At 71.3% G+C, this 23,499-nt stretch carries 23 protein-coding genes; 16 read left to right on the top strand and 7 right to left on the bottom strand.

The genetic code is table 11. The features are described from left to right. Nucleotides 1-14: 14 nt before the first annotated feature. On the bottom strand, nt 15-1,595 hold the full coding sequence (locus OG206_RS12440) for an acyl-CoA carboxylase subunit beta (protein ID WP_327115322.1): 1,581 nt from the start codon (nt 1,593-1,595) through the stop codon (nt 15-17). Nucleotides 1,596-1,753: 158 nt separating this feature from the next. Between OG206_RS12440 and OG206_RS12435 the strand changes: the two genes are divergently transcribed. The 5 genes from OG206_RS12435 (at nt 1,754) to hutH (ending at nt 7,801) form a co-directional block, all read left to right on the top strand. Then, entirely contained in the window at nt 1,754-2,623 is an 870-nt protein-coding gene (locus tag OG206_RS12435; RefSeq protein ID WP_327115320.1) for a biotin--[acetyl-CoA-carboxylase] ligase, read from the top strand. A 154-nt stretch (nt 2,624-2,777) separates the two neighbouring features. Continuing rightward, complete coding sequence (locus OG206_RS12430; protein ID WP_442805839.1) at nt 2,778-3,986, top strand: adenylate/guanylate cyclase domain-containing protein; 1,209 nt, start codon at nt 2,778-2,780, stop codon at nt 3,984-3,986. 144 nt (nt 3,987-4,130) lie between these two features. After that, nucleotides 4,131-4,943, top strand: a complete 813-nt coding sequence (locus OG206_RS12425; RefSeq protein ID WP_327115318.1) for an enoyl-CoA hydratase/isomerase family protein — start codon at nt 4,131-4,133, stop codon at nt 4,941-4,943. Between the two features lie 82 nt (nt 4,944-5,025). Then, the gene (locus tag OG206_RS12420) at nt 5,026-6,192 is read left to right on the top strand and encodes a GGDEF domain-containing protein (RefSeq protein ID WP_327115316.1); all 1,167 of its coding nucleotides are present in this window, start codon (nt 5,026-5,028) and stop codon (nt 6,190-6,192) included. A 58-nt stretch (nt 6,193-6,250) separates the two neighbouring features. Then, a complete protein-coding gene (gene hutH / locus OG206_RS12415) occupies nt 6,251-7,801 on the top strand; it encodes a histidine ammonia-lyase (protein ID WP_327115314.1) in 1,551 nt (516 codons plus the stop codon). A gap of 50 nt (nt 7,802-7,851) precedes the next feature. Here the strand turns inward: hutH and OG206_RS12410 are convergent, their stop codons facing one another. Continuing rightward, on the bottom strand, nt 7,852-8,172 hold the full coding sequence (locus OG206_RS12410; RefSeq protein WP_327115312.1) for a hypothetical protein: 321 nt from the start codon (nt 8,170-8,172) through the stop codon (nt 7,852-7,854). Nucleotides 8,173-8,280: 108 nt separating this feature from the next. Here OG206_RS12410 and OG206_RS12405 point away from each other — a divergent pair, with 108 nt between their 5' ends. The 6 genes from OG206_RS12405 to OG206_RS12380 all read left to right on the top strand — a co-directional run bounded on the left by OG206_RS12405 (nt 8,281) and on the right by OG206_RS12380 (nt 14,651). After that, entirely contained in the window at nt 8,281-8,682 is a 402-nt protein-coding gene (locus OG206_RS12405; protein WP_327115310.1) for a hypothetical protein, read from the top strand. A 181-nt stretch (nt 8,683-8,863) separates the two neighbouring features. Continuing rightward, nucleotides 8,864-10,129 (top strand): L,D-transpeptidase, encoded by a 1,266-nt coding sequence (locus OG206_RS12400; protein WP_327115308.1) that lies wholly within the window; start codon nt 8,864-8,866, stop codon nt 10,127-10,129. 149 nt (nt 10,130-10,278) lie between these two features. Next, nucleotides 10,279-11,766 (top strand): ABC transporter permease, encoded by a 1,488-nt coding sequence (locus OG206_RS12395; protein ID WP_327115306.1) that lies wholly within the window; start codon nt 10,279-10,281, stop codon nt 11,764-11,766. A gap of 41 nt (nt 11,767-11,807) precedes the next feature. Beyond that, a complete protein-coding gene (locus OG206_RS12390; protein WP_327115304.1) occupies nt 11,808-12,491 on the top strand; it encodes an ABC transporter ATP-binding protein in 684 nt (227 codons plus the stop codon). Between the two features lie 258 nt (nt 12,492-12,749). Next, entirely contained in the window at nt 12,750-14,129 is a 1,380-nt protein-coding gene (gene gdhA, locus OG206_RS12385; protein WP_327115302.1) for an NADP-specific glutamate dehydrogenase, read from the top strand. A 159-nt stretch (nt 14,130-14,288) separates the two neighbouring features. Then, on the top strand, nt 14,289-14,651 hold the full coding sequence (locus tag OG206_RS12380) for a helix-turn-helix domain-containing protein (protein ID WP_327115300.1): 363 nt from the start codon (nt 14,289-14,291) through the stop codon (nt 14,649-14,651). A 106-nt stretch (nt 14,652-14,757) separates the two neighbouring features. Here the strand turns inward: OG206_RS12380 and OG206_RS12375 are convergent, their stop codons facing one another. Then, the gene (locus OG206_RS12375) at nt 14,758-15,543 is read right to left on the bottom strand and encodes a hypothetical protein (protein WP_327115298.1); all 786 of its coding nucleotides are present in this window, start codon (nt 15,541-15,543) and stop codon (nt 14,758-14,760) included. Nucleotides 15,544-15,791: 248 nt separating this feature from the next. Here OG206_RS12375 and OG206_RS12370 point away from each other — a divergent pair, with 248 nt between their 5' ends. Then, entirely contained in the window at nt 15,792-16,541 is a 750-nt protein-coding gene (locus OG206_RS12370; RefSeq protein ID WP_327115296.1) for an esterase/lipase family protein, read from the top strand. Between the two features lie 68 nt (nt 16,542-16,609). On the opposite strand, the gene OG206_RS12365 is transcribed toward OG206_RS12370, so the two are convergent. Both OG206_RS12365 and OG206_RS12360 read right to left on the bottom strand, forming a co-directional pair. Further along, complete coding sequence (locus OG206_RS12365; protein WP_327115294.1) at nt 16,610-16,762, bottom strand: hypothetical protein; 153 nt, start codon at nt 16,760-16,762, stop codon at nt 16,610-16,612. Nucleotides 16,763-16,801: 39 nt separating this feature from the next. Then, nucleotides 16,802-17,905: a hypothetical protein gene (locus OG206_RS12360; RefSeq protein WP_327115292.1), complete on the bottom strand. Its 1,104-nt coding sequence runs from the start codon at nt 17,903-17,905 to the stop codon at nt 16,802-16,804. A 79-nt stretch (nt 17,906-17,984) separates the two neighbouring features. Here OG206_RS12360 and OG206_RS12355 point away from each other — a divergent pair, with 79 nt between their 5' ends. Next, complete coding sequence (locus OG206_RS12355) at nt 17,985-19,130, top strand: cystathionine gamma-synthase (protein WP_327115290.1); 1,146 nt, start codon at nt 17,985-17,987, stop codon at nt 19,128-19,130. Between the two features lie 84 nt (nt 19,131-19,214). Here the strand turns inward: OG206_RS12355 and OG206_RS12350 are convergent, their stop codons facing one another. Together OG206_RS12350 and OG206_RS12345 are read right to left on the bottom strand one after the other, a co-directional pair. Further along, nucleotides 19,215-19,406: a DUF1059 domain-containing protein gene (locus OG206_RS12350; RefSeq protein WP_327115288.1), complete on the bottom strand. Its 192-nt coding sequence runs from the start codon at nt 19,404-19,406 to the stop codon at nt 19,215-19,217. Nucleotides 19,407-19,500: 94 nt separating this feature from the next. Next, entirely contained in the window at nt 19,501-20,031 is a 531-nt protein-coding gene (locus tag OG206_RS12345; RefSeq protein WP_327115286.1) for a MarR family winged helix-turn-helix transcriptional regulator, read from the bottom strand. A 157-nt stretch (nt 20,032-20,188) separates the two neighbouring features. Here OG206_RS12345 and ilvA point away from each other — a divergent pair, with 157 nt between their 5' ends. The 3 genes from ilvA (at nt 20,189) to OG206_RS12330 (ending at nt 23,452) form a co-directional block, all read left to right on the top strand. After that, nucleotides 20,189-21,421: a threonine ammonia-lyase gene (ilvA, locus tag OG206_RS12340; RefSeq protein ID WP_327115284.1), complete on the top strand. Its 1,233-nt coding sequence runs from the start codon at nt 20,189-20,191 to the stop codon at nt 21,419-21,421. 172 nt (nt 21,422-21,593) lie between these two features. After that, nucleotides 21,594-22,598 (top strand): ATP-binding cassette domain-containing protein, encoded by a 1,005-nt coding sequence (locus tag OG206_RS12335; RefSeq protein ID WP_327115282.1) that lies wholly within the window; start codon nt 21,594-21,596, stop codon nt 22,596-22,598. After that, nucleotides 22,595-23,452, top strand: a complete 858-nt coding sequence (locus OG206_RS12330) for an ABC transporter permease (RefSeq protein WP_327115280.1) — start codon at nt 22,595-22,597, stop codon at nt 23,450-23,452. Before OG206_RS12335 ends, OG206_RS12330 begins: the two co-directional genes overlap by 4 nt. Nucleotides 23,453-23,499 lie beyond the last annotated feature (47 nt).

Raw genomic sequence — 23,499 nt, 5'->3', positions numbered from 1 at the left:
GGTGGCTCCCGTGGTTAGAGGGGGATGTTGCCGTGCTTCTTCGGCGGCAGGGACTCACGCTTCGTGCGGAGCTGGCGCAGGCCCTTCACCAGGTGCGCCCGGGTCTCGGACGGCATGATCACCGCGTCGACGTAGCCGCGCTCGGCCGCGACGTACGGGTTGAGGAGGGCGTCCTCGTAGTCGGTCATCAGCTCGGCGCGGGTCGCCTCGGGGTCGTCGGCGGCCGCGATCGTGCGGCGGTGCAGGATGTTCACCGCGCCCTGGGCGCCCATCACCGCGATCTGCGCGGTCGGCCACGCCAGGTTGAGGTCGGCGCCCAGGTGCTTGGAGCCCATGACGTCGTAGGCTCCGCCGAACGCCTTGCGGGTGATCACCGTGATCAGCGGGACGGTGGCCTCGGCGTAGGCGTAGATGAGCTTGGCGCCCCGGCGGATGATGCCGCCGTACTCCTGGTCGACCCCCGGGAGGAAGCCGGGCACGTCGACGAAGGTGAGGACCGGCACGTTGAAGGCGTCGCAGGTGCGGACGAAGCGCGCGGCCTTCTCGCTCGCGTTGATGTCCAGACAGCCGGCGAACTGCATCGGCTGGTTGGCGACGATGCCGACCGGAAAGCCCTCGACGCGCCCGAAGCCGGTGATGATGTTCGGCGCGAACAGGGCCTGGGTCTCCAGGAACTCGCCGTCGTCGAGTACGTGCTCGATCGCGGTGTGCATGTCGTACGGCTGGTTCGCCGAGTCCGGGATGAGGGTGTCGAGCTCGCGGTCCTCGTCCGTGGTCCCCAGGTCCGCCTCCTCCGGGAAGGCCGGCGCCTCGGAGAGGTTGTTGGACGGGAGGTAGGACAGCAGGGACTTGACGTACTCGATGGCGTCCTTCTCGTCACCCGCCATGTGGTGCGCCACACCTGACGTGGTGTTGTGCGTACGGGCGCCGCCCAGCTCCTCGAAGCCGACGTCCTCGCCGGTGACCGTCTTGATGACGTCGGGGCCGGTGATGAACATGTGCGAGGTCTGGTCGACCATCACCGTGAAGTCCGTGATCGCCGGTGAGTAGACCGCGCCGCCCGCGCAGGGCCCGACGATCAGCGAGATCTGCGGGACCACGCCCGACGCGTGCACGTTGCGGCGGAAGATCTCGGCGAACAGGCCCAGGGCGACGACGCCCTCCTGGATGCGGGCCCCGCCGCCGTCGTTGATGCCGATGACCGGGCAGCCGGTCTTCAGCGCGAAGTCCATGACCTTGACGATCTTCTCGCCGTAGACCTCGCCCAGCGAGCCGCCGAAGATGGTGAAGTCCTGCGAGTACACGCAGACGGGACGGCCGTCCACCGTGCCGTATCCGGTGACGACACCGTCCCCGTACGGGCGGTTCTTCTCGATGCCGAAATTGGTGGAGCGGTGCCGCGCGAACTCGTCGAGCTCCACGAAGGAACCTTCGTCGAGCAAGAGCTCGACGCGCTCCCGGGCAGTCAACTTGCCCTTGGCGTGCTGCTTTTCGACGGCGCGGGCGGAACCTGCGTGTGTCGCCTCTTCAATACGGCGCTGCAGGTCCGCGATCTTGCCCGCGGTCGTGTGGATGTCGCTCTGCGGCTCGGACATCGGGTGGCGGCTCCCTGCCTGGTCACGGGGACGGCTGGTACATCCAGCAATGTGCTCGACGGCACGCCGCTCGTCGGCGGTGCTGGCTACTGACCCGTAGCGTATCGGCGCGGATACGGTTCGGCAGTGCGTCGTTGGCCACACCTAATGTGGGTTGCATGACACCTTCCGATGCGCCGCACAACCGCTGGTCGGACCTCGACAGGCCGCCCCTCAACGTCACGGCGCTGCGCCGCGCGCTGCTGAGGCCGGGCGGGCTGTGGAGCTCCCTCGACGTGGTCGACTCGACCGGCTCCACCAACTCCGACCTCGCGGCGCGGGCCGCCGGTGAGGGGCTGGCCGAGGGGACGGTGCTGGTCGCGGAGGAGCAGACCGCGGGCCGCGGCCGGCTGGACCGGAGCTGGACCGCGCCGCCCCGCTCGGGCCTCTTCCTCTCGGTCTACCTGACCCCCGGCGACGTGCCCGCCGAGCGGTGGGGCTGGCTGCCGCTGCTGACCGGTGTCGCTGCCGCGACCGGCCTCGCTCAGGCGGCGGGCATCGACATGGCACTGAAATGGCCCAACGACCTCCTGGTGACCGTCGGAGACACGGAGCGCAAGACCGGAGGCATCCTCGCCGAGCGCGCCGGGGACGGCGTCGTCATCGGCATCGGCCTCAACGTGTCGCTCCGCGCGGCCGAGCTCCCCGCCCCGCACGCGGGGTCCCTGGCGCTCGCCGGAGCGGTGTCCACCGACCGCGAGACCCTCCTGCGGGCCGTCCTGCGGTCGCTCGAACAGTGGTACGGGACGTGGCGTGACGCCGATGGCGACGCCGCGGCCTCCGGCCTCCAGGCGGCCTACGCGGCGGGCTGCGCCACGCTCGACCGCACGGTCCGGGCCGAGCTGCCGGGTGACCGGTCGGTCGTCGGCGAGGCCGTCGCCATCGACGGCGACGGCAGGCTCGTGCTGGCCACGGGCGAGGGCGTGCAGGAACCCGTGTCGGCGGGCGACATCGTGCACCTGCGCGGCGAGGAGGGAGGACTGACCTGATCCGGGGCCCGGGGCACATACGGGTGACGTCTCGCGGGGCGCACCGCGCAACCACGTGACCGGGACGTGAGCCAGGGCACACCTGCCGTATCGTTGAGGCGATCCAGCGACAGATCGGCAGGGCAGTGCGCACGGAACGGGCAGGAGGCGGCCGGTGACCGTCGACGACGCTATTCCCGACGACGGCGCGGACGGCGCGGAGCGCTCGTCGGCACGGCCGGTCCACTCGACACCGCATCACGAGGTCGACCACACGGCCGAACCGACCGACGACCCGCTCGCCATCCGGCTGGAATCCCTGATCCTGGGGGCCGACCGCCGGTACACGCCCTTCCAGGCGGCCAGGACCGCCGGGGTCTCCATGGACCTGGCGTCCCGGTTCTGGCGGGCCATGGGCTTCGCCGACATCGGGCAGGCCAAGGCGCTCACCGAGGCCGACGTGCTGGCCCTGCGCCGGCTCGCCGGCCTGGTGGAGGCCGGGCTGCTCAGTGAGCCGATGGCGATCCAGGTCGCCCGGTCGACCGGTCAGACCACCGCCCGGCTGGCCGAGTGGCAGATCGACTCCTTCCTGGAGGGGCTGACCGAGCCCCCTGAGCCCGGCATGACCCGCACCGAGGTCACGTATCCCCTGGTCGAGCTGCTCCTGCCCGAGCTGCAGGAGTTCCTGGTCTACGTGTGGCGGCGCCAGCTCGCCGCCGCCACCGGCCGGGTCGTGCAGGCGGCGGACGACGAGGAGATGGTCGACCGCCGTCTCGCGGTGGGCTTCGCCGACCTCGTCGGCTTCACCCGGCTGACGCGCAGGCTGGAGGAGGAGGAGCTCGGCGAGCTGGTCGAGGCCTTCGAGACGACCTCGGCCGACCTGGTCGCCGCGCACGGGGGACGACTCATCAAGACGCTGGGCGACGAGGTCCTCTTCGCCGCGGACGACGCGGGCACGGCAGCCGAGATCGCGCTCCGGCTGGTCGAGGCGATGGCCCAGGACACCACGATGCCCGCGCTCCGGGTCGGCATGGCGTTCGGGACGGTCACCACGCGCATGGGCGACGTGTTCGGCACGACGGTGAACCTGGCCAGCCGGCTCACCTCGATAGCGCCGAAGGACGCCGTGCTGGTCGACGGCGCGTTCGCCCAGGAGATCGTCCGGACCGGCGACGCCCCGGCCTCGGAGGCCCAGGCTGCCGAGGAGGTCAGCGCCGCGGCGGAGCGGGCCCGGCTGGCGGAGAAGGAGGGGCGCGGCCCCGGCGAGGAGCCGCCGCTGCCGACGTACCGCTTCGGGTTGCAGCCGATGTGGCAGCGGCCGGTGCGGGGGCTCGGTGTGGTCGAGCCCTGGCTGCTGGCGCGGCGGGGCAAGCCGTCGTCCTGACGCGTGACGCCTGACGCCTGATGTCCGGTCCCCGTGCGCGGACCGGCACCGGAGGCCCGGCACCCGGCTGCGGCCCCCCTGTCACTGCCGCCCCGGCCGCACCTAGGATCCCGGTAACGCTCGTTAACCGTCAGGGGTGCAGTCATGGGTGTCACGTCGGAGCAGAGGTTCGGGGAGTTCGTCGTCGTGCGGCGGCACGAGGGCCAGGAGCACGTGGCCGAGCTGGTGCTCGACCGGCCCAAGGCCATGAACGCCGTGAGCACCGCCATGGCGGCCGCCATCGGCGAGGCCTGTGCCGCGCTCGGCGCCGATCCGGGGGTGCGGGCCACCGTGCTCACGTCCAGCCACGAGCGGGCCTTCTGCGTGGGCGCGGACCTCAAGGAGCGGAACTCCTTCAGTGACGCCGAGCTGGTGCGGCAGCGCCCGACCGCCCGCGCCGCCTACACCGGCGTGCTCGAACTCCCCATGCCGGTGGTCGCCGCCGTGCACGGCTTCGCCCTCGGCGGCGGCTTCGAGCTGGCCCTGGCCTGCGACGTCATCGTGGCCGACCGTACGGCCGTGGTGGGGCTGCCCGAGGTCTCCGTCGGCGTGATCCCGGGCGGCGGGGGTACGCAGCTGCTGCCCCGCCGGGTCGGTGCCGCGCGCGCGGCCGAGCTGGTCTTCACCGCGCGGCGGGTCGAGGCCGTCGAGGCGCGTGAACTCGGGCTGGTCGACGAACTGGTCGACGCCGGCCGGGACCGCGAGGAGGCGCTGGCCCTCGGCGGCAGGATCGCGGCGAACTCCCCGGTGGGTCTGCGGGCGGCCAAGAGGGCCCTGCGGCTGGGGCACGGCCTGGACCTGCGGGCCGGGCTCGAGGTCGAGGACGCGGCCTGGCGGTCCGTGGCCTTCTCCGGCGACCGTGCCGAGGGCGTCGCCGCGTTCAACGAGAAGCGGAAGCCCAGCTGGCCGGGGGAGTGACCTCGCGAGCGGATGGGGCGATTCGAAGATCATCAGCGCTGTCGACTGATCAATTCGCTGCAAAGCTACATAAGCTGTAGCGATGGGCGGTGATGATGCGCGGCTGCGTGCCGTGGTTGCGCTGGCGCAGACGATGGCGGCGGCCTACACGCCGCGCGAGTCCTGGCATGCGGCGGCCGTGGGGGCGTGCGAGGCGCTCGGAGGCAGCTTCGCGGCCCTGTCCGTGTGGGAGCGCGAGCAGGGCAGGCTGCGGGTGCTGGTGAACGCGGGGGAGCGGGCCGAGGGGGAGGAGGAGTTCCCCGAGGAGGAGTCCTATCCCGTCCACCAGTTCCCCGAGATCACCGAGTTCCTGCATGAACGCTGGGCGGGCGGAGGGGAGCCGGACGCCTGGGTGGAGACCGTCGCCGGCGCTCCTGCCGCCGGTGCTCCGGCCCGCGGTGCCCGCCCGTACTGCCACCAGCGGGTCGCGGCGCTGCGCCGGCGCGGGCGGGGCTGCTGTGTCGTGGCGCCGATCGTGCTGCACGGCCGGGCCTGGGGCGAGCTCTACGTGGCACGCCAGGCCGGTGTGCCGGTGTTCGACCGGGACGACGCGGACTTCGCGACGGTGCTGGCCGCCGTGGTCGCGGCGGGTATCGCGCAGACCGAGCGGCTGGAGGAGGTGCGCAAGCTCGCCTTCACCGATCCGCTGACCGGGCTCGCCAACCGCCGCGCGGTCGACATCCGGCTCGACGAGGCGCTGGAGCAGCACCGGGTCGAGGGCACCGTGGTCAGCCTGGTGGTCTGCGACCTGAACGGCCTCAAGGCGGTCAATGACACGCACGGGCACGCGGTCGGTGACCGCCTGCTGGAACGTTTCGGCTCCGTGCTCTCGCTCTGCGGGGCGATGCTCCCCGGCGCACTCGCCGCCCGCCTGGGCGGCGACGAGTTCTGCCTGCTGACCGTGGGGCCCCCGGCCGACGACGTGGTACGGGTGTCCGAGGAGCTCTGCGCGCGGGCCGTCGCCATGGAGGTCGGCGACGGCGTGGCCTGCGGGATCGCGTCCACGGGGGACGAGATCGGCCCGGTCCTGTCCGCGCGCCGGCTCTTCCGTCTGGCGGACGCCGCGCAGTACCGGGCGAAGGCGGCGCGCAGCAGGAAGCCCGTGGTGGCGGGACGCGACGGCGACGTGATCCGGCTCGCCGACTCGCCGCCCAGGTCGCCCCACGACCGCCGCAGGCTGCGCGGCAATCCGCCGGTGGACGAGGGGTAAGGGGTCACCCGCCCGACCACTGGTGACATGGAGGGTTTCAGTCCGTACGCTTCTGAATATGGATATGCACACAGTCGTGGTGGGGACGTCCGGTACCACTGCCGAGGACGTCATCGCCGTGGCCCGCGAAGGCGCCCGGGTCGAACTCTCACCGGCGGCCGTCGAGGCCCTCGCCGCCGCCCGCGCCGTCATCGACGCCCTCGCGGCCAAGCCCGAACCGGTCTACGGCGTCTCCACCGGCTTCGGTGCCCTCGCCAGCCGGCACATCAGCCCCGGTCTGCGGGCGGAACTGCAGCGCAACATCGTGCGCTCGCACGCGGCGGGCATGGGACCCCACGTCGAGCGCGAGGTCGTGCGCGCCCTGATGTTCCTCCGCCTGAAGACCCTGGCCTCCGGCCACACCGGCGTACGCCCCGAGGTCGCGCAGACCATCGCCGACGTGCTGAACGCGGGCATCACCCCCGTCGTCCACGAATACGGCTCACTGGGCTGCTCCGGCGACCTCGCCCCGCTCTCGCACTGCGCCCTGGCGCTGATGGGCGAGGGCGACGCGGAGGGCCCCGACGGGACCGTGCGCCCGGCCGGTGAGCTCCTCGCCGCGCACGGCATCACCCCGGTCGAACTCCGCGAGAAGGAGGGCCTCGCCCTCCTCAACGGCACCGACGGCATGCTCGGCATGCTCGTGATGGCCCTGGCGGACCTGAAGAACCTCTACACCAGCGCCGACATCACCGCCGCGCTCTCCCTGGAGGCCCTCCTCGGCACGGACAAGGTCCTCGCCCCGGAGCTGCACGCCATCCGCCCCCACCCGGGCCAGGGGACCTCGGCCGACAACATGCTGCGCGTGCTCGCGGGGTCCGGCCTCACCGGGCACCACCAGGATGACGCCCCCCGGGTCCAGGACGCCTACTCCGTGCGCTGCGCCCCGCAGGTCAACGGCGCCGGGCGCGACACCCTCGCACACGGGCGGCTCGTCGCCGACCGTGAGCTGGCCGCGGCCGTCGACAACCCGGTGGTCCTGCCCGGAGGGCGTGTGGAGTCCAACGGCAACTTCCACGGCGCGCCCGTCGCCTACGTCCTCGACTTCCTGGCGATCGCCGCCGCCGACCTCGGGTCGATCACCGAGCGCCGCACGGACCGGCTGCTGGACAAGAACCGCTCGCACGGCCTGCCGCCGTTCCTGGCCGGCGACGCGGGGGTCGACTCGGGACTGATGATCGCCCAGTACACGCAGGCCGCCCTGGTCAGTGAGATGAAGCGGCTCGCGGTCCCGGCGTCCGTCGACTCGATCCCGTCGTCCGCCATGCAGGAGGACCACGTCTCCATGGGCTGGTCGGCCGCGCGCAAGCTCCGTACGGCCGTGGACGCCCTCGCGCGGATCGTCGCCGTCGAGCTCTACGCGGCCACCCGCGCCGTCGAGCTGCGCGCCGCCGAGGGGCTGACCCCCGCGCCCGCTTCGGTGGCCGTCATCGCGGCGCTGCGGGCCGCCGGTGTGCAGGGCCCGGGACCCGACCGGTTCCTCGCCCCCGACCTCGCCGGAGCCGACGCGTTCGTGCGGGAGGGCCGGCTGGTCGCCGCGGTGGAGCCGGTGACCGGGCCGCTGGCCTGACGACGCGAGGGCTGCCGTGTCCCGTGGGGACGCGGCAGCCCTCGCGCACCTCAGAAGCCGGTGCCCGGTGTGCCGCCCCGGCGTACCGAATGGGCGACGACACCCGCACCGACGCACAGGAACGCCGTGCCGCCGACGAGATACGGCGTGGTGTCGATGCCCGTACCGGTCTCGGCGAGGGTGCTTCCGGAGGCGGAGGCCCCCGTGACGGAAGCCTGGCGGACCCCGGTCATGGAACCGGAGGAAGCGCCGGTCGAACCGCTCCGCGGCCCTGATCCGTCCGTCGCGTTGGCGGACGGGACGAACCAGAGAGCACAGAGCAGGGTGCCTGCCGCTGTGGTGGTCAGCAGCGTGCGACGAGCGATGGACACAGAATCGATCCCCTTGCGACAGCCATCAGTTAGCCCCGTGCGCCGATGCTAAGCAAAGCAGCGGGTCGGAGGAAAGCCGTGGCTCGCGGGAGCCTTACGCTCCGGCATATGACTGCATCGGTGACACCCTCATTTGTTCGGCTTCGCGTGGAGATGCTGCTGGAGATCAGCGACGCGGACGCTTTGACCGGCACGGCGCTGGAGAGCATCGCCGCCGACTACACGGCCTCCGGCGCGTCCGCCGGCGACTCGGCCGAGGAACGTACGCATGCCGAGGAGACGGTCAGGGAAGACGCAGCTGAAGCCCTTGCCTCGCTGATCGATCCGTTCGACCTGGTCAGCCAGGTACCCGGGGTCGAGCTCGCCCAGGCCTCCTGGAGCAGCGAGACGATCGACCACGACCCCGACGCCGAGGACTGGGCTGCCGGAGAGGACGGGGACGAGGCGTACTACGGGATCGAGGACAATGAGACGGACGACGAAGAAGGCGGCGGGAACACGGAACGCTGACGCCCGCGGGGCACTCTTCACGGGTGACGGGAACCGCCGCGGTCGTGACCGCGTCGATGAGTGGTGTTCCCCACATCCGCGACGGATGTGGAACGGAAGACCCGGTCGCGGTGTTCTTGGAACATTGACGGGTGTTCGCCGTCGGGCGACCCCGTCCGGGGATCTTGGGGAATCGGCAACGATGGAGAAGCGTGTGATGACGGACAGCAAGCGGCGCCGGGGCCTGATGGCCGCCTCCGCACTGCTCGGCGGCGTGCTGGTGCTTTCAGCCTGCAGCGACGACGGGAACACGGGCGCAGGCGCGGACAGCTCGAAGACGTCACAGGCGCAGGTCGACGAGGCGGCGGCCAAGGACACCTCCGAGGCGCAGATAACGATCGCGCCGAAGAACGGTGCCACCAACGCGAGCATCAACAACGCCGCGCTGGTCACCGTCGCGAAGGGCAAGCTGACCGAGGTCACCATGACCACGGCCGACGGTGACGCCGTCGAGGGCACCCTCGCCGCCGACGGCTCCAGCTGGAAGCCCAGCGGGCAGCTCGAGCGCTCGACGACGTACAGGATCAGCGCCACCGCGTCGGACTCGAAGGACCGTGAGGCACACGCCAACAGCTCCTTCACCACGGTCTCGCCGGAGAACAGCTTCATCGGGAACTTCACCCCCGAGGACGGTTCGACCGTCGGCGTCGGCATGCCGGTCTCGATCAACTTCAACAAGGCGATCACCAACAAGAAGGCCGTCCAGGACGGCATCAAGGTGACGTCGAGCAGCGGCCAGGAGGTCGTCGGGCACTGGTTCAACAACCAGCGACTGGACCTTCGCCCCGAAAACTACTGGCAGGGCGGCTCCACCGTCACCCTGAAGCTGGCCCTCGACGGCGTCGAGGGTGCCGACGGCGTCATAGGCGTCCAGCAGAAGACGGTCACCTTCAAGGTCGGCCGCAACCAGGTCTCGACCGTGGACGCCAAGTCGCACACGCTGACCGTCACCCGCGACGGCAAGACGGTCAAGACGATCCCGATCTCCGCCGGATCCCCGGACAACCCGACGTACAACGGCCAGATGGTCATCTCCGAGAAGTTCAAGGAGACCCGGATGGACGGTGCGACCGTCGGCTTCACGGACGACGACGGCAAGGGCGAGTACGACATCAAGGACGTCCCGCACGCCATGCGGCTGTCCACGTCGGGCACCTTCATCCACGGCAACTACTGGGGCGCGAAGTCGATCTTCGGCAGCGTGAACACCAGCCACGGCTGTGTCGGCCTGTCCGACACGAAGGGCGCGGGCGACCCCAACACGTCGGCGGCCTGGCTGTACAACAACTCCATCGTCGGCGACGTGGTCGTGGTCAAGAACTCCCCCGACAAGACCATCGCCCCCGACAACGGCCTCAACGGCTGGAACATGGACTGGGCCCAGTGGACGGCGGGCTCCGCCGCCTGATCCAGAGCGCGCCCCCTCCCCGTACGAAGGCGGCGGCACCCGGACGATCCGGGTGCCGCCGCCTTCGGCGTACGCGCGCCGCCCGTGTTCTCATCCCGCTCTCATCGCAGACTTAACTCCTCATCACACCCGGTCCATACCTTCGCGCCATGTTCTTCACCTACCTCCGGCGCGAGCTGCGCCGCCGCAGAAAGGCGGCGCTCGTCGTCGCCTCGGGGCTCGCCCTCGGCATCGCGCTGGTCATCGTCGTCAGCTCCGTCTCCTCGGGCATGAGCAAGGCCCAGGACAAGGTCCTCCAATCGCTGTACGGCCTGGGCACGGACATGACGGTGACCAAGGCCGCCGCCGCACCGGGCGCCGGCGGTACCGAGCGGCCCCGGTTCGAGTTCGACGCCAAGGACGACGAGGACGCCACCCAGAGCACGGACCGGGTCCTGGTCCAGGGCTTCCAGACACTCGCCGCGAGCACCGTCGACAGGGTGGGCGGCCAGGCCGGTGTCGCGGACGCCGTCGGCGGGCTGAGCCTGACCGTCGTGAAGGTCGACGGCCAGTTCAAGCGCGGCGAGTTCAAGCAGGAGGAGGGCGCCACGGGACAGGGCGGACCCGGCGGCGGCCAGAACGGCGGGCCCCGGGGCGAGGTCCGGGGCGGCGGGGCCTCCTTCGACGTCAACTCCTTCACCGTGTACGGCACCGACGTCACCCAGCAGGGCCTCGGCCCGCTGACCTCCTCCAGGATCACCAAGGGCCGGACCTTCAAGGCCTCCGAGACCGACGCGAAGGTCGCGGTCGTCGACTCCGCCTACGCCAAGGAGAAGTCGCTCGCGGTCGACAGGACCGTCACCGTCTCCGGCACCGAATACACGATCGTGGGCGTCTCCACGGCGGACAGCGGGGACGCGGCCGCCAACGTCTACATCCCGCTGAAGCAGGCGCAGACCGTCGCCGACTCCAAGGACAAGGTCACGACGGTCTACGTCCAGGCCGCCGACTCCCAGCAGATCGACACCGTCAAGGCCGCCATCCAGAAGAACATCCCGGGCACGACGGTCACCACCTCCGCCGACCTCGCCGACACGGTGTCAGGCTCCCTGTCCACCGCCTCCGACCTGGCATCCAGCGTCGGCAAGTGGCTCTCGATCGCCGTCCTGGCCGCAGCGTTCCTCGTCGCGGGACTGCTGACCTCCTCCGCCGTCAGCCGCCGCGTGCGGGAGTTCGGCACCCTCAAGGCCCTCGGCTGGAAGAGCGGACGCGTCACGCGCCAGGTCATCGGCGAAGCCCTCGTCAACGGTCTGATGGGCGGTGTCCTCGGCATCGCGGCCGGCCTCGCCGGCGCCTACGCCGTGACCGCCGTCAGCCCCACGCTGACGGCCCGGCTCGGCTCCTCGGGCGGCGGAATGGGCGGAGGCGGCCCCATGGGCGGAGGCGGCCCCATGGGCGGAGGCGGCCCCATGGGCGGCGGCCCCGGCCGCCAGGCGGCCGCCAAGACCCTCGACATCGCGCTGACCGCCCCGGTCTCGCTCACCACGATCCTCGTCGCCGTCGCCCTGGCCGTGGCGGGCGGACTGACAGCCGGAGCGTTCGGCGGATGGCGGGCCTCGCGGCTGCGCCCGGCCGACGCGCTGCGACGCGTCGCGTAGTACCGCCCCTCCCCTCTCGTACGTAACGCAGGAGTCCACACGTGTACCAGCTCAAGGGCGTCACCAAGCGCTACATGCGCGGCAAGAACCCCGTCGACGCGCTCGCCGGCGTCGACCTGACCATCGAGGACGGCGGACGGCTCGTCATCCAGGGGCCGACCGGAGGGGGCAAGTCCACACTCCTCCAGATGCTCGGCGGACTCGACCGGCCCACCGCCGGCAGCATCGAACTCGACGGCGTCGACCTGGCCGGACTCCCCGAGTCCCGGCTCACCAAGGTCCGCGCCGAGTCCATCGGCTTCGTCTTCCAGAGCTTCAACCTGATTCCCACCCTCACCGCGCAGGAGAACGTCGAGACCGCGCTCGTGCCCCTCGGCCTCGGCGCGAAGGCCCGCCGCGAACGCGCCGCCGAGGCACTGGAGTCGGTGGGCCTGGGCGACCGGCCCACCCACCTGCCGGGTGAGATGTCCGGCGGACAGCAGCAGCGCGTCGCCATCGCCCGCGCGCTCGTCAAGCGCCCCAAGGTGCTGCTCGCCGACGAACCCACCGGAAACCTCGACGAGTCCATGCGCGACGAGATCATGGAACTGCTCGACGGGTTGTGGAAGGAGCACGGGCTGACCTTCGTGATGGTCACTCACGACAGCTCCCTCGCACGCAAGGCGCCCCGGGTGGCGACCATCCGCAAGGGCAGGGTGACGGTGACGGAGAACTCCGCCGCCTGACCCCCGCAAGCGGACCTCACAGCCCCCTTCCCGGCTGTGAGGTCCGCCACCCGTGAACCACCGCCGGGAGCGGGTGTGCGGGCAACGCGGCACGCGGACCGGCGACCACAACCGTGGTCACTATGTGGATGTCGTCCGGGGCGGCACGCTGCCGCGCTGGGAGACTTGCCGGGTGCAACGGCCCGCACGGGCCGCAGACGCCTCCGGCGACCGGGGGCGCCGACGCGCACGAGTCCACCCACGGAAGGTCTTGATCTGATGCCTGCCCGTTCCGATTCCCTCGCCCCGCGAACCGCCGAACACCGTGTCATCGAGCCGCTCTACGCGGAGATCCTGCGGCGCAACCACGGGGAGCTCGAATTCCACCAGGCGGTACGAGAGGTCCTCGAAACCCTCGGCCCCATGCTGGCGCGGCGCCCCGAGTTCGTCGACGCCCGCATCATCGAGCGGATCTGCGAACCCGAACGCCAGCTCATCTTCCGGGTGCCGTGGGCGGACGACTCCGGCGACATCCACGTCAACCGCGGCTTCCGCGTCGAGTTCTCCAGCTCTCTGGGCCCGTACAAGGGCGGACTGCGCTTCCACCCCTCGGTCAACCTCGGAATCGTGAAGTTCCTGGGCTTCGAGCAGATCTTCAAGAACGCCCTCACCGGCATGCCGATCGGCGGCGGCAAGGGCGGCGCGGACTTCGACCCCAAGGGCCGCTCCGACGCCGAGGTCATGCGCTTCTGCCAGTCCTTCATGACCGAACTCCACCGCCACCTGGGCGAGTACACCGACGTCCCCGCCGGTGACATCGGCGTCGGCGGCCGGGAGATCGGCTACCTCTTCGGCCAGTACAAGAGGATCACCAACCGCTACGAGTCCGGCGTGCTCACGGGCAAGGGCCTCGGCTGGGGCGGCGCCCAGGCGCGCACCGAGGCCACGGGATACGGCTGTGTGCTGTTCACCGCCGAGATGCTGCGCGTGCGAGGCGAGTCCCTCGACGGACAGCGGATCGCGGTGTCCGGCTCGGGCAACGTCGCCATCTACGCCATCGAGAAGGCGCAGCAGCTGGGCGCGACCGTGGTGACCTGCTCGGACTCCGCCGGCTACGTCGTGGACGAGAAGGGCATCGACCTCGACCTGCTCAAGGAGATCAAGGAGAGGGGCCGCGGCCGTGTCTCCGAGTACGCCGAGCGGCGTGGCGAGCACGTGAAGTACGCCGAGGGCACGGGCGTCTGGAGCGTCCCCGTGGACGTGGCCCTGCCCTGCGCCACCCAGAACGAGCTCCACGAGGCCGACGCGCTCGCCCTCGTGCGCAACGGGGTGAAGGCGGTCGCCGAGGGCGCCAACATGCCCACGACCCCCGAGGCCGTCCACGTCTTCCAGGAGGCGGGCGTGGCCTTCGCGCCCGGCAAGGCGGCCAACGCGGGCGGTGTGGCCACCAGCGCCCTGGAGATGCAGCAGAACGCCTCGCGCGACTCCTGGACGTTCGCCCACACCGAGGAGCGGCTGGCGCAGATCATGCGCCACATCCACGAGTCCTGCCACACCACAGCCGAGAAGTACGGCAGCCCGGGCAATTACGTGGTGGGCGCGAACATCGCGGGCTTCGAGATCGTCGCCGAGGCGATGCTGGCGCAGGGCCTCATCTGACCCCGCCCCGTACGCGGGCGTGCCGGCCCGAGGGCCGGGTCCCGGTTCCGCGGGGGCCGGCCGTCGGGCCCCGCAACCGCCGTTCTGCCGACAGCAGATCCGCCCGGCGCGGAGGCGTTTCCTCTCCCGCGCCGGGCGTGCGGCTCCTACGCTCGGACGATGAGCAGCCACGCGCCGAACTCCGCCCGTGTCATCCCCCTGCGCCCCGTCCCCGCGACGCCGGCCCGGGAGCCCCTGTGGCGCGACGTCGTGGGCGATGTCCTGCGCCGCGAACGCGTCGGCCAGAGGCGGACGCTCAAGGACGTCGCCGAGGCCGCGCGGATCTCCGTGCCCTATCTCTCCGAGGTCGAGCGCGGGCGCAAGGAGGCGTCGTCCGAGGTGCTCGCGGCGGCGGCCCGTTCGCTCGGGCTGGGGCTGGGCGACGTGCTGTCGCTGGCCCAGGACGAGATCGCCCGGCGCAGCGCGCCCTCCCGTACGACCACGGCCCGGATGCCCAGGGGCGCGGTGCTGCTGGCCGCCTGAGAGCCTGTCGGGTGGCCTGCGACCGGGAAAAGCGGGCGCAGGGCGGGGCGGGGCGGCGCCGGGAGGTGCCTTCCGGCGGGCCGGAGTCCGGCCCGCCGCGCCGTCGCTACTTCACCGCGACCGCGTCACCGGCGGAGACGACCTTCATGGTCGTCTCCGTGCCGAGGAACGCCCAGCGCCAGCTGCCCGGCGCGGAGGCCTTCACGGTCGCCCGCAGGTGGCCCTTGCTGTCCGTGGTCGCCGTCCGGACCGTGTGGTACGAGCCGCCGGGCTTCCTGTACTGCAGCTTCACCACCTGCTTGGTGAAGGCGTGGTACTTCAGATCCGTCCAGTTCGCGCGGGACAGCTTGCCCGTGACGGTGAGCGTGCCGCCCTTCCTCACCGGCTCGGGCGCCGCGTCCGTCGTCAGCGTCGCGGCCCGCTTCATCCGGAACGTGGCGATGCGGTCGGAGATCCAGTAGTCCTTGTCGTTGGCCCGCACCGTGGCGTTGACCTGCCAGGTCCCGGCCACCGAGTTGGCGTCCCAGCCCTCGTTGCCGCTGCCGTACGAGTCGATCCACGACGGGTCGAACTCCATCGTCGCCGTGCACACGGACGTGGTCGAGCTGCTCTTCCTGCACGAGGTGCCCAGGTACGACACCGGCCCGTGGCCGTTCGTCGCGTTGTAGGCGGACACGTCCGCCACGCCCTTCACCCCTGAGTTGTCCTTGATCGTCATGACGACCGGGAACCGTTTCACGTTCTTGACGCCCACGATCACACTGCCCCCCGCGTTCACGACGGTCTTGACGACCCTGATGTCGCCCCGTCCCTCCGCGTGTGCGGCCGGCGCCGCGACGACCGCGGTGCCCACGGCACCCGCCACCGCGAGAGCGGCGATTCCTCTGCGCATGTCCCACCCCTGGTTCTCCCCGCCCTCAGCCGGGCGGGGGGAACAGACTAGAGCCTCCCGTCCGGATCATGCTGGGCTCGCGCCCCCGCCGGGCGCCGCACCGGGGGGCCTCAAGGCGGCGCGCCGGGTGTCCGGCGGACCCGGACGGCCCGCGAACGCCGGTGAATTCGCCGATGGCACCCGCACCCGGCGACCCGACGCTGGTCGGGTCAGGCACCCGCAGCTCCGCATCCCGTCAGGAGTGCTCCATGCGTCGTCGTACACCCCGCCGGCTTCTCGGCGCCCTCGCGGCCGTCACGGTCGCGTTCACCCTGTTCTCCTCCGCGCCCTCGGCCGGCGCGGCCCAGCCCCGGGCGACCGCCGCCACCTCGGCGCCGCGGGCCGCGGACGCCGCGGTCCAGCCGCTGTCGACGAGCACACCCGTCGTCTTCGTCCACGGCTACACGGGCAGTGCGTCGAACTGGGTCACGGCCATGAGCGTCTTCCAGCTCAACGGCTGGTCGGGCTCCAGGCTGTTCGCGTACGAGTACAACTCCTACGGCAACAACATCACCAACGCCCAGGGTCTGGCCTCGTTCGTCAACAACGTGAAGTCCCGGACCGGTGCGAGCAAGGTCGCCATCGTCAACCACTCGATGGGCGGCCTCGTCAGCCAGTACTACCTGAAGGTGCTGGGCGGGAACACCAGCGTCAGCCACCTGGCCTCGATCGCGGGCGCGAACCACGGGACCACCTTCGCCGGTGCCTGCCTGATCTACACGACCTGTCAGCAGATGTACCCGGGCTCCTCGTTCATCTCCCAGATCAGCGCGGGCGACGAGACCCCCGGCGACACGAGGTACGCCACCTGGTACTCGGCGTGCGACGGCATCATCCTCCCGTACACCAGCACCCGGCTGAGCGGTGCGACGAACAACAACGTGGTCTGCCAGACCCACATCGGGTACCTCGCGGACACCCTCGTGCTGGGGCAGATCGCGCGCTTCGTCGCCTCCTGACCCGGACGCGCCCCGTCCCCGGCAGCCACGGTGCCGGGGACGGGGCGCGTCGCGTGACCGGCCGGCCGTCAGGCGGCCGGGGGTTCGCGGCGCTCGCCGCCCCCGTCCGTCCCGCGGGACGGTGCCTCGTAGGAGGCCATGTACGTGGCGGTCTTCTTCCGTGCCCGCAGCCAGAACCAGACGGCGAGGGCTATCAGGACGAGTGGGATCAGTCGTGCCATGGGTGTGCCGGTCCAATCCGGAGGGGGAGTGTGCGGGGGTCAGTGCGGCAGGGTCGCGGGGCTGCCGCCGTTGGCCTCGTAGCCCGCGACGGCCAGGGCCCGGTACACCGTGTACTCGGCGGCCGGGTCGGGGTTCTCGGTCCAGGGCAGCGCGCCCACGTGGCCGTCGATGTGGACGAGCTGGTGCACCGCCTCCGACCAGCGCTCCATGCGGACGAGGAACAGGACGAGCAGATGCCGGACGTGGGCGAGCACGGGATCGTCGGCCCGTGCCGCGTGCACCGCGAACATCGCGCCCCCGACCGCCTTCGTCACGACGGCGCTCTCGTAGAAGCCCCGCACGAGGTTGACCTCGGGCAGGTGCTCGTACAGCGCGAACAGCGGAAGCGCGGCGAGCAGCGAGCCCTGCGGGGCACGGGCGGCTGCCGCCGTGGCGAAGCGGTCGGCCTCCTCGCGGGAGCCGTGCCACTTCTCGCACCAGAAGTGCAGGGCCGCGATGTGCGCGCCCATGTGCGCCGGCGCACGGTCGATGATCTTCGCCCAGACCTGGTCGAACTGCTCGTGGGAGTAACCCAGTCCACGGGCCACGGCCAGCTCCACGATGTACGGGACGGGGTCGCCCGGTGCCAGCAGGGCGGCCTCGCCGCAGACCGTGCGGGCCTCCTCCAGGATGATCCGGAAGTCGTCGGTGCCCACGGTGCCGGTGCGCCATGCCTGCTGCACCAGGAACTCCGCGTGCACTGCCGCGCCGCCCGCGTCCTTCGGGGCCCCGGCCCGCCACGCGCGCAGCCACGCCCCGCCCGTGCCGGGCTGCCGGGCCAGCTCCAGCGACGCCGCGCCGGCGAAGGCCTGCACCCGCTGCCAGCGGATCTCGCTCTCCTCGGGCGTGCCCGCCAGCAGCTGCGAGGCCGCCCGCCAGGCGCCCGTCCCCTGCACCACGTCCAGGACGTCGAGGAGGTCCTGGTCGGGCCCGGGCATCCGGAGGTCCAGCTCCTCCTGGCGCGCGAAGCCGTAGTCGTCCGGATCGGCGGCGTCCGGCGAGCCGGGCGCGACCTGGCGGATACCGCCCCGGCGCCGCAGCACATACGGACCGACGACGGCGCCGAGCAGGCACAGGGCGAGCAGGAACCACAGAATCTCCATGCGGTCCATTGTCCCCGGACGGGCATCCGCGCGGCGAGTGGCCCGTAACGACCCTTCCGACGAACTACGCTCGGGCCCCATGAGCGACCAGCACAGCTTCGAGACCCTCGCGATCCACGCCGGCAACACGGCGGATCCCCTCACCGGCGCAGTGGTCCCGCCGATCTACCAGGTGTCCACCTACAAGCAGGACGGTGTCGGGGGCCTGCGCGGCGGCTACGAGTACAGCCGCAGCGCCAACCCGACCCGTACCGCACTGGAGGAGAACCTGGCGGCCCTGGAAGGCGGCCGTCGCGGACTCGCCTTCGCCTCCGGCCTCGCCGCCGAGGACTGCCTCCTGCGGACCCTGCTCACGCCCGGCGACCACGTCGTCATCCCGAACGACGCCTACGGCGGCACCTTCCGGCTGTTCGCGAAGGTCGCCTCGCGCTGGGGCGTGGAGTTCTCGGTGGCCGACACCTCGGACGTGAGCGCGGTGCGGGCGGCGATCACTCCCCGCACGAAGGCGATCTGGGTGGAGACCCCGTCCAACCCGCTGCTCGGCATCACGGACATCGCGGCCGTCGCAGGGGTTGCCAGGCAGGCGGGCGCACGACTGGTCGTCGACAACACCTTCGCCAGCCCCTACCTCCAGCAGCCGCTCGCGCTCGGTGCCGACGTGGTGGTGCACTCCACCACGAAGTACATGGGCGGGCACTCGGACGTCGTCGGCGGCGCGCTCGTCGTCGGCGACCCGGAACTGGCCGAGGAACTGGCCTACCACCAGAACGCGATGGGCGCCGTGGCCGGGCCGTTCGACGCGTGGCTGGTGCTGCGGGGCATCAAGACGCTCGCCGTCCGCATGGACCGCCACGACGCGAACGCCACCAAGGTCGCCGACCTCCTCACCAGGCACCCCAAGGTGACGCAGGTCCTCTACCCGGGGCTGCCCGAGCACCCGGGGCACGAGATCGCCGCCAAGCAGATGAGGGCGTTCGGCGGGATGGTCTCGTTCCGCGTCGCCGGCGGCGAGGAGGCGGCGGTCGAGGTCTGCAACCGCGCGAAGCTCTTCACGCTCGGTGAGTCGCTGGGCGGTGTCGAATCGCTTCTGGAGCACCCGGGCCGCATGACGCACGCGTCCGCCGCCGGTTCCCCGCTGGAGGTGCCGGCCGACCTGGTCCGCCTGTCCGTCGGCATCGAGAACGCCGACGACCTGCTGGCCGACCTGACGCAGGCGCTGGGCTGACGCGAGGTCCTGCGGCGGGAGGGCTCCCGCCGCGGGACACGGCTGTACGGCCGCACTCCGGCGGCCGTACGGCGCGCACGCCGGTCAGACGGCGACCTTCTCGTCCTCGAGCGACGCCCGGATCTGTTCACGCAGGTCCGGGCTGTCGGTGTGCTCGTGTACGGACACTGCGTGCTCGGTGGCCGCCCGGACCACCTCGTCCTCCTCACCGGAGATGGTGAGCGAGCAGTCCGAGACGCTCGGGTACTTGCGGCAGTCGGCGATCTTCCGTGTCATGACGGCCTCCTCGGTGTACGAGTGCAGGCCCTTCCAGGGTAGATCCGCCCGGCGCCGACAGCCCGACGGGCTGCCGGACCCGTGGGAGAGCCGGTCAGCCTTCCTGGACCGGCTGGTGCGCGGCCTGCCGTGCGGCCAGCGAGCCGTTGAAGCGGGTCAGCAGGGCGCAGAACGTGTCGCGCTCCTCCTCGCTCCAGCCGTCCGTCACCTGGAACATCAGCTCACGCCGCGAGGCACGGACCTCCTCCAGCCGCGACTGGCCGCGCGGCGACAGCTGCAGCACGACGGCGCGTCCGTCCTCCGGGTGCGAGGTCCGCTTGACCAGTCCGGTGTCGACGAGGGGCGCCACCTGGCGGGTCACGGTCGAGGAGTCGATCCCCATGCCCGCGGCCAGCGCCTTCACGCCCATGGGGCCTTCCACGTCGAGCCGGTTCAGCAGCAGATAGGCAGCGCGGTCCATCGAGTTGCGGACCTGGCCGACACCGCCGAGGCGGGTCTGCTCGGCACGTCGGGCGAAGACGGCCACCTGGTGCTGAAGAGCGTCGAGAAGGTGGTCCGTTCCCGGATGTCCGGGGGCCGCGCCCCCGGAAGGAGACGCAGCAGTCGTCATGTCCTGAGGGGGCATGGCCGGGGGCTCTCTTCGTGCGGTGTCGGATGGGTGGGGGACAGAGTACGCGGCCACGGGGCAACGTGTACCAGCGCTGCACAAACCTGTGGACACCACCTCAGGCCGCCATGGGACGCGACGGCTCCCAGCGCTCCGAGCTGCAAGACTTGCCGTCATGACCTTCCGTACGTCAGCCCCCTTCCCGCCTCTGATCCTCGACGACGTCCGGGGAGCCCAGAAGATGCTGTCCGGAGTGGCCAGAACGACGGCGATGGAGGGCAGCCGGCACCTGACCGCTCTCGTCGGGGCGCCGGTCCACCTCAAGTGCGAGAACCTGCAGCGGACCGGTTCGTTCAAGCTCCGGGGCGCGTACGTGCGGATCGCGGGCCTCACACCGGTCGAGCGGGCGGCGGGAGTAGTGGCCGCCAGTGCCGGAAACCATGCGCAGGGTGTCGCACTGGCGTCCTCGCTCCTCGGCGTACGTTCCACGGTCTTCATGCCCGTCGGCGCACCCCTGCCGAAGGTCGCCGCCACCCGTGAGTACGGCGCCGAGGTCCGGCTGCACGGCCAGGTCGTCGACGAGACGCTCGCCGCCGCCCAGGAGTACGCCGAGGCGACCGGCGCCGTCTTCATCCACCCCTTCGACCACCCGGACATCATCGCGGGCCAGGGCACGGTCGGCCTGGAGATCCTCGAACAGTGCCCGGAGGTCCGCACGATCCTCGTCGGCATCGGGGGAGGCGGCCTCGCGGCGGGCATCGCCGTCGCCGTCAAGGCGCTGCGCCCCGACGTCCGGATCGTCGGCGTCCAGGCGGCCGGCGCGGCCGCCTTCCCGCCCTCGCTGGCCGCCGGATACCCGGTGGCGCTCGGCCAGGTGCAGACCATGGCCGACGGGATGAAGGTGGGGCGTCCCGGCGACCTCACGTTCCCGCTGATCCGCGAGCTGGTGGACGAGGTCCGCACCGTCTCGGAGGACGAACTCTCCAGCGCCCTGCTCCTCTGCCTGGAGCGCGCGAAGATGGTCGTCGAGCCCGCGGGGGCGAGCCCGGTCGCGGCGCTGCTCAGCGATCCGGAGGCATTCCGGGGCCCGGTCGTCGCCGTGCTCTCGGGCGGCAACGTGGACCCCCTGCTGATGCAGCGCATCCTGACCCACGGCATGGCCGCCGCGGGCCGCTACCTGAGCCTGCGACTGCGGCTCACCGACCGCCCGGGCGCCCTCGCCACGCTGCTCGCGAGTCTCTCCGCGGCGGACGCCAACGTCCTCGACGTGATCCACGTGCGGACCGATCCGCGGCTCGGACTCACCGAGGCCGAGGTGGAGCTGCACCTGGAGACCAAGGGGCCGGCGCACTGCGAGGAGGTCGCCTCCACCCTGCGCGCCGCGGGGTACCTCCTGGTGTCGGCCTGAGGGATTCTCGGGGCTCCGGCACGGGCTGCCGGACAGAATCGGTAAACCGGTTGTCGGTCGCGATGTATCGCGTTAACGTGCACCGCCGAGCAGTCCGGTCCTCCCGCCGCGGGAGCACCCACGTCTCTAGGATCTGCTCTCGAAGCACCCGAAACAACTGGGGGAATCCCGTATGCCAGGCGCCATTTACGCCGAAGGACTGGTGAAGACCTTCGGCGATGTACGAGCACTGGGCGGAGTCGATCTCGACGTGCCCGAAGGTACCGTCCTGGGCCTGCTGGGTCCCAACGGCGCCGGCAAGACGACCGCCGTCCGCGTCCTGACGACCCTGCTCCAGCCGGACAGCGGACAGGCCGTCGTCGCCGGTATCGACGTACTCAAGCACCCCGACCGGGTGCGCCGTTCGATCGGCCTCTCCGGCCAGTTCGCGGCCGTCGACGAGTACCTCACGGGACGCGAGAACCTCCAGATGGTCGGGCAGCTCTACCAGATGAGTGCCCGCGACGCGAAGAAGCGGGCCGTCGAGCTCCTGGAGCGGTTCAACCTCGCGGACGCGGCCGACCGCACCGCGAAGACGTACTCCGGAGGCATGCGGCGCCGTCTCGACCTCGCGGCGGCGCTCGTGGTCTCCCCGCCGGTGATGTTCATGGACGAGCCCACCACGGGCCTCGACCCGCGCAACCGCCAGCAGTTGTGGGAGGTCATCCAGGAGCTCGTCGCGGGCGGCACGACGCTGCTGCTCACCACGCAGTACCTGGAGGAGGCCGACCACCTCGCCCACAACATCTGCGTCATCGACCACGGCAAGGTGATCGCGCGCGGCACCTCCGACGAGCTCAAGGCCCGCACCGGCGGTGAACGCGTCGAGGTCGTCGTCCACGAGGCCGACCAGATCGAACCCGCCCGTTCGGTGCTCGCCACCTACGGCAAGGGTGAGATCTCCGTCGCGGAACACACCCGGAAGCTGACCGTGCCGGTCACCGGAGGCGCCAAACTGCTCGCCGAGGTCATCCGTGACCTCGACACCCACGGCGTGGAGATCGACGACATCGGCCTGCGCCGGCCCACCCTCGACGACGTCTTCATCTCGCTCACCGGCCACGCCGCCGAGCTGGAGAAGAACGGCCAGGACGCATCGACCGAGGCCGCTCAGGGCCCGAAGGAGGCCGGCAAGTGACCACCGTCTCGGACACACCAGCCGTAACGCCGCTCAAGTCCCGGGGGGCGGTCGGCCAGTCCGTCGCCGACTCCCTCGTCGTCGCGAAGCGCAATCTGATCCGCATGGCCAGGATCCCCGAGATGGTGATCTTCGGCCTGGTGCAGCCCATCATGTTCGTGGTGCTCTTCACCTACGTGTTCGGCGGCTCCATCAAGGTCGGCAGCACGATCTCCACCACCGACTACAAAGAGTTCCTGATGGCCGGCATCTTCGCCCAGACCGTCACCTTCGCCACCGCCGGAGCCGGTGCGGGCATCGCCGACGACATGCACAAAGGGCTGATCGACCGCTTCCGGTCGCTGCCGATGGCCCGGGGCGCCGTCCTCACCGGACGTACCCTCGCCGACCTCGTCCAGACCGCGCTCACCCTCGTCGTCCTCGCCGGTGTCGCGCTGATCATCGGCTGGCGGACCCACGAGAACCTGGGCAAGGTGCTGCTGGGCTTCCTGCTGCTCCTGCTGCTCGGCTACGCGTTCTCCTGGATCGGCGCGCTGATCGGACTCGTCGTGCGCACCCCGGAGGCGGCGACCTCGGGCGGACTGATCTGGCTCTTTCCGCTGACGTTCATCTCGAACGCCTTCGTGGACGCCAACCAGATGCCGACGGTCCTGCGCTACATCGCCGAATGGAACCCCTTCAGCGCCACCGTGCAGGCCTGCCGCGAGCTGTTCGGCAACCTGCCGCCGGGCTTCGTCACCCCCGACGCATGGCCGATGCAGCACCCGATCCTCGCGTCGGTGCTCTGGTCGGTCCTGATCGTCGTGGTCTTCCGCACCCTCGCGGTCCGGAAGTACCGCTCGGCCACCGCCTGACCCCGCGTACGACGGAGCCCCGGCCGCTCAGGCGGCCGGGGCTCCGT

Origin of the sequence: Streptomyces sp. NBC_01341, from assembly GCF_035946055.1 — a bacterium.
Lineage (GTDB): Bacteria > Actinomycetota > Actinomycetes > Streptomycetales > Streptomycetaceae > Streptomyces.
Note: the sequence above shows the minus strand (reverse complement) of the source record. Positions and strands in the feature narration are given on the sequence as shown.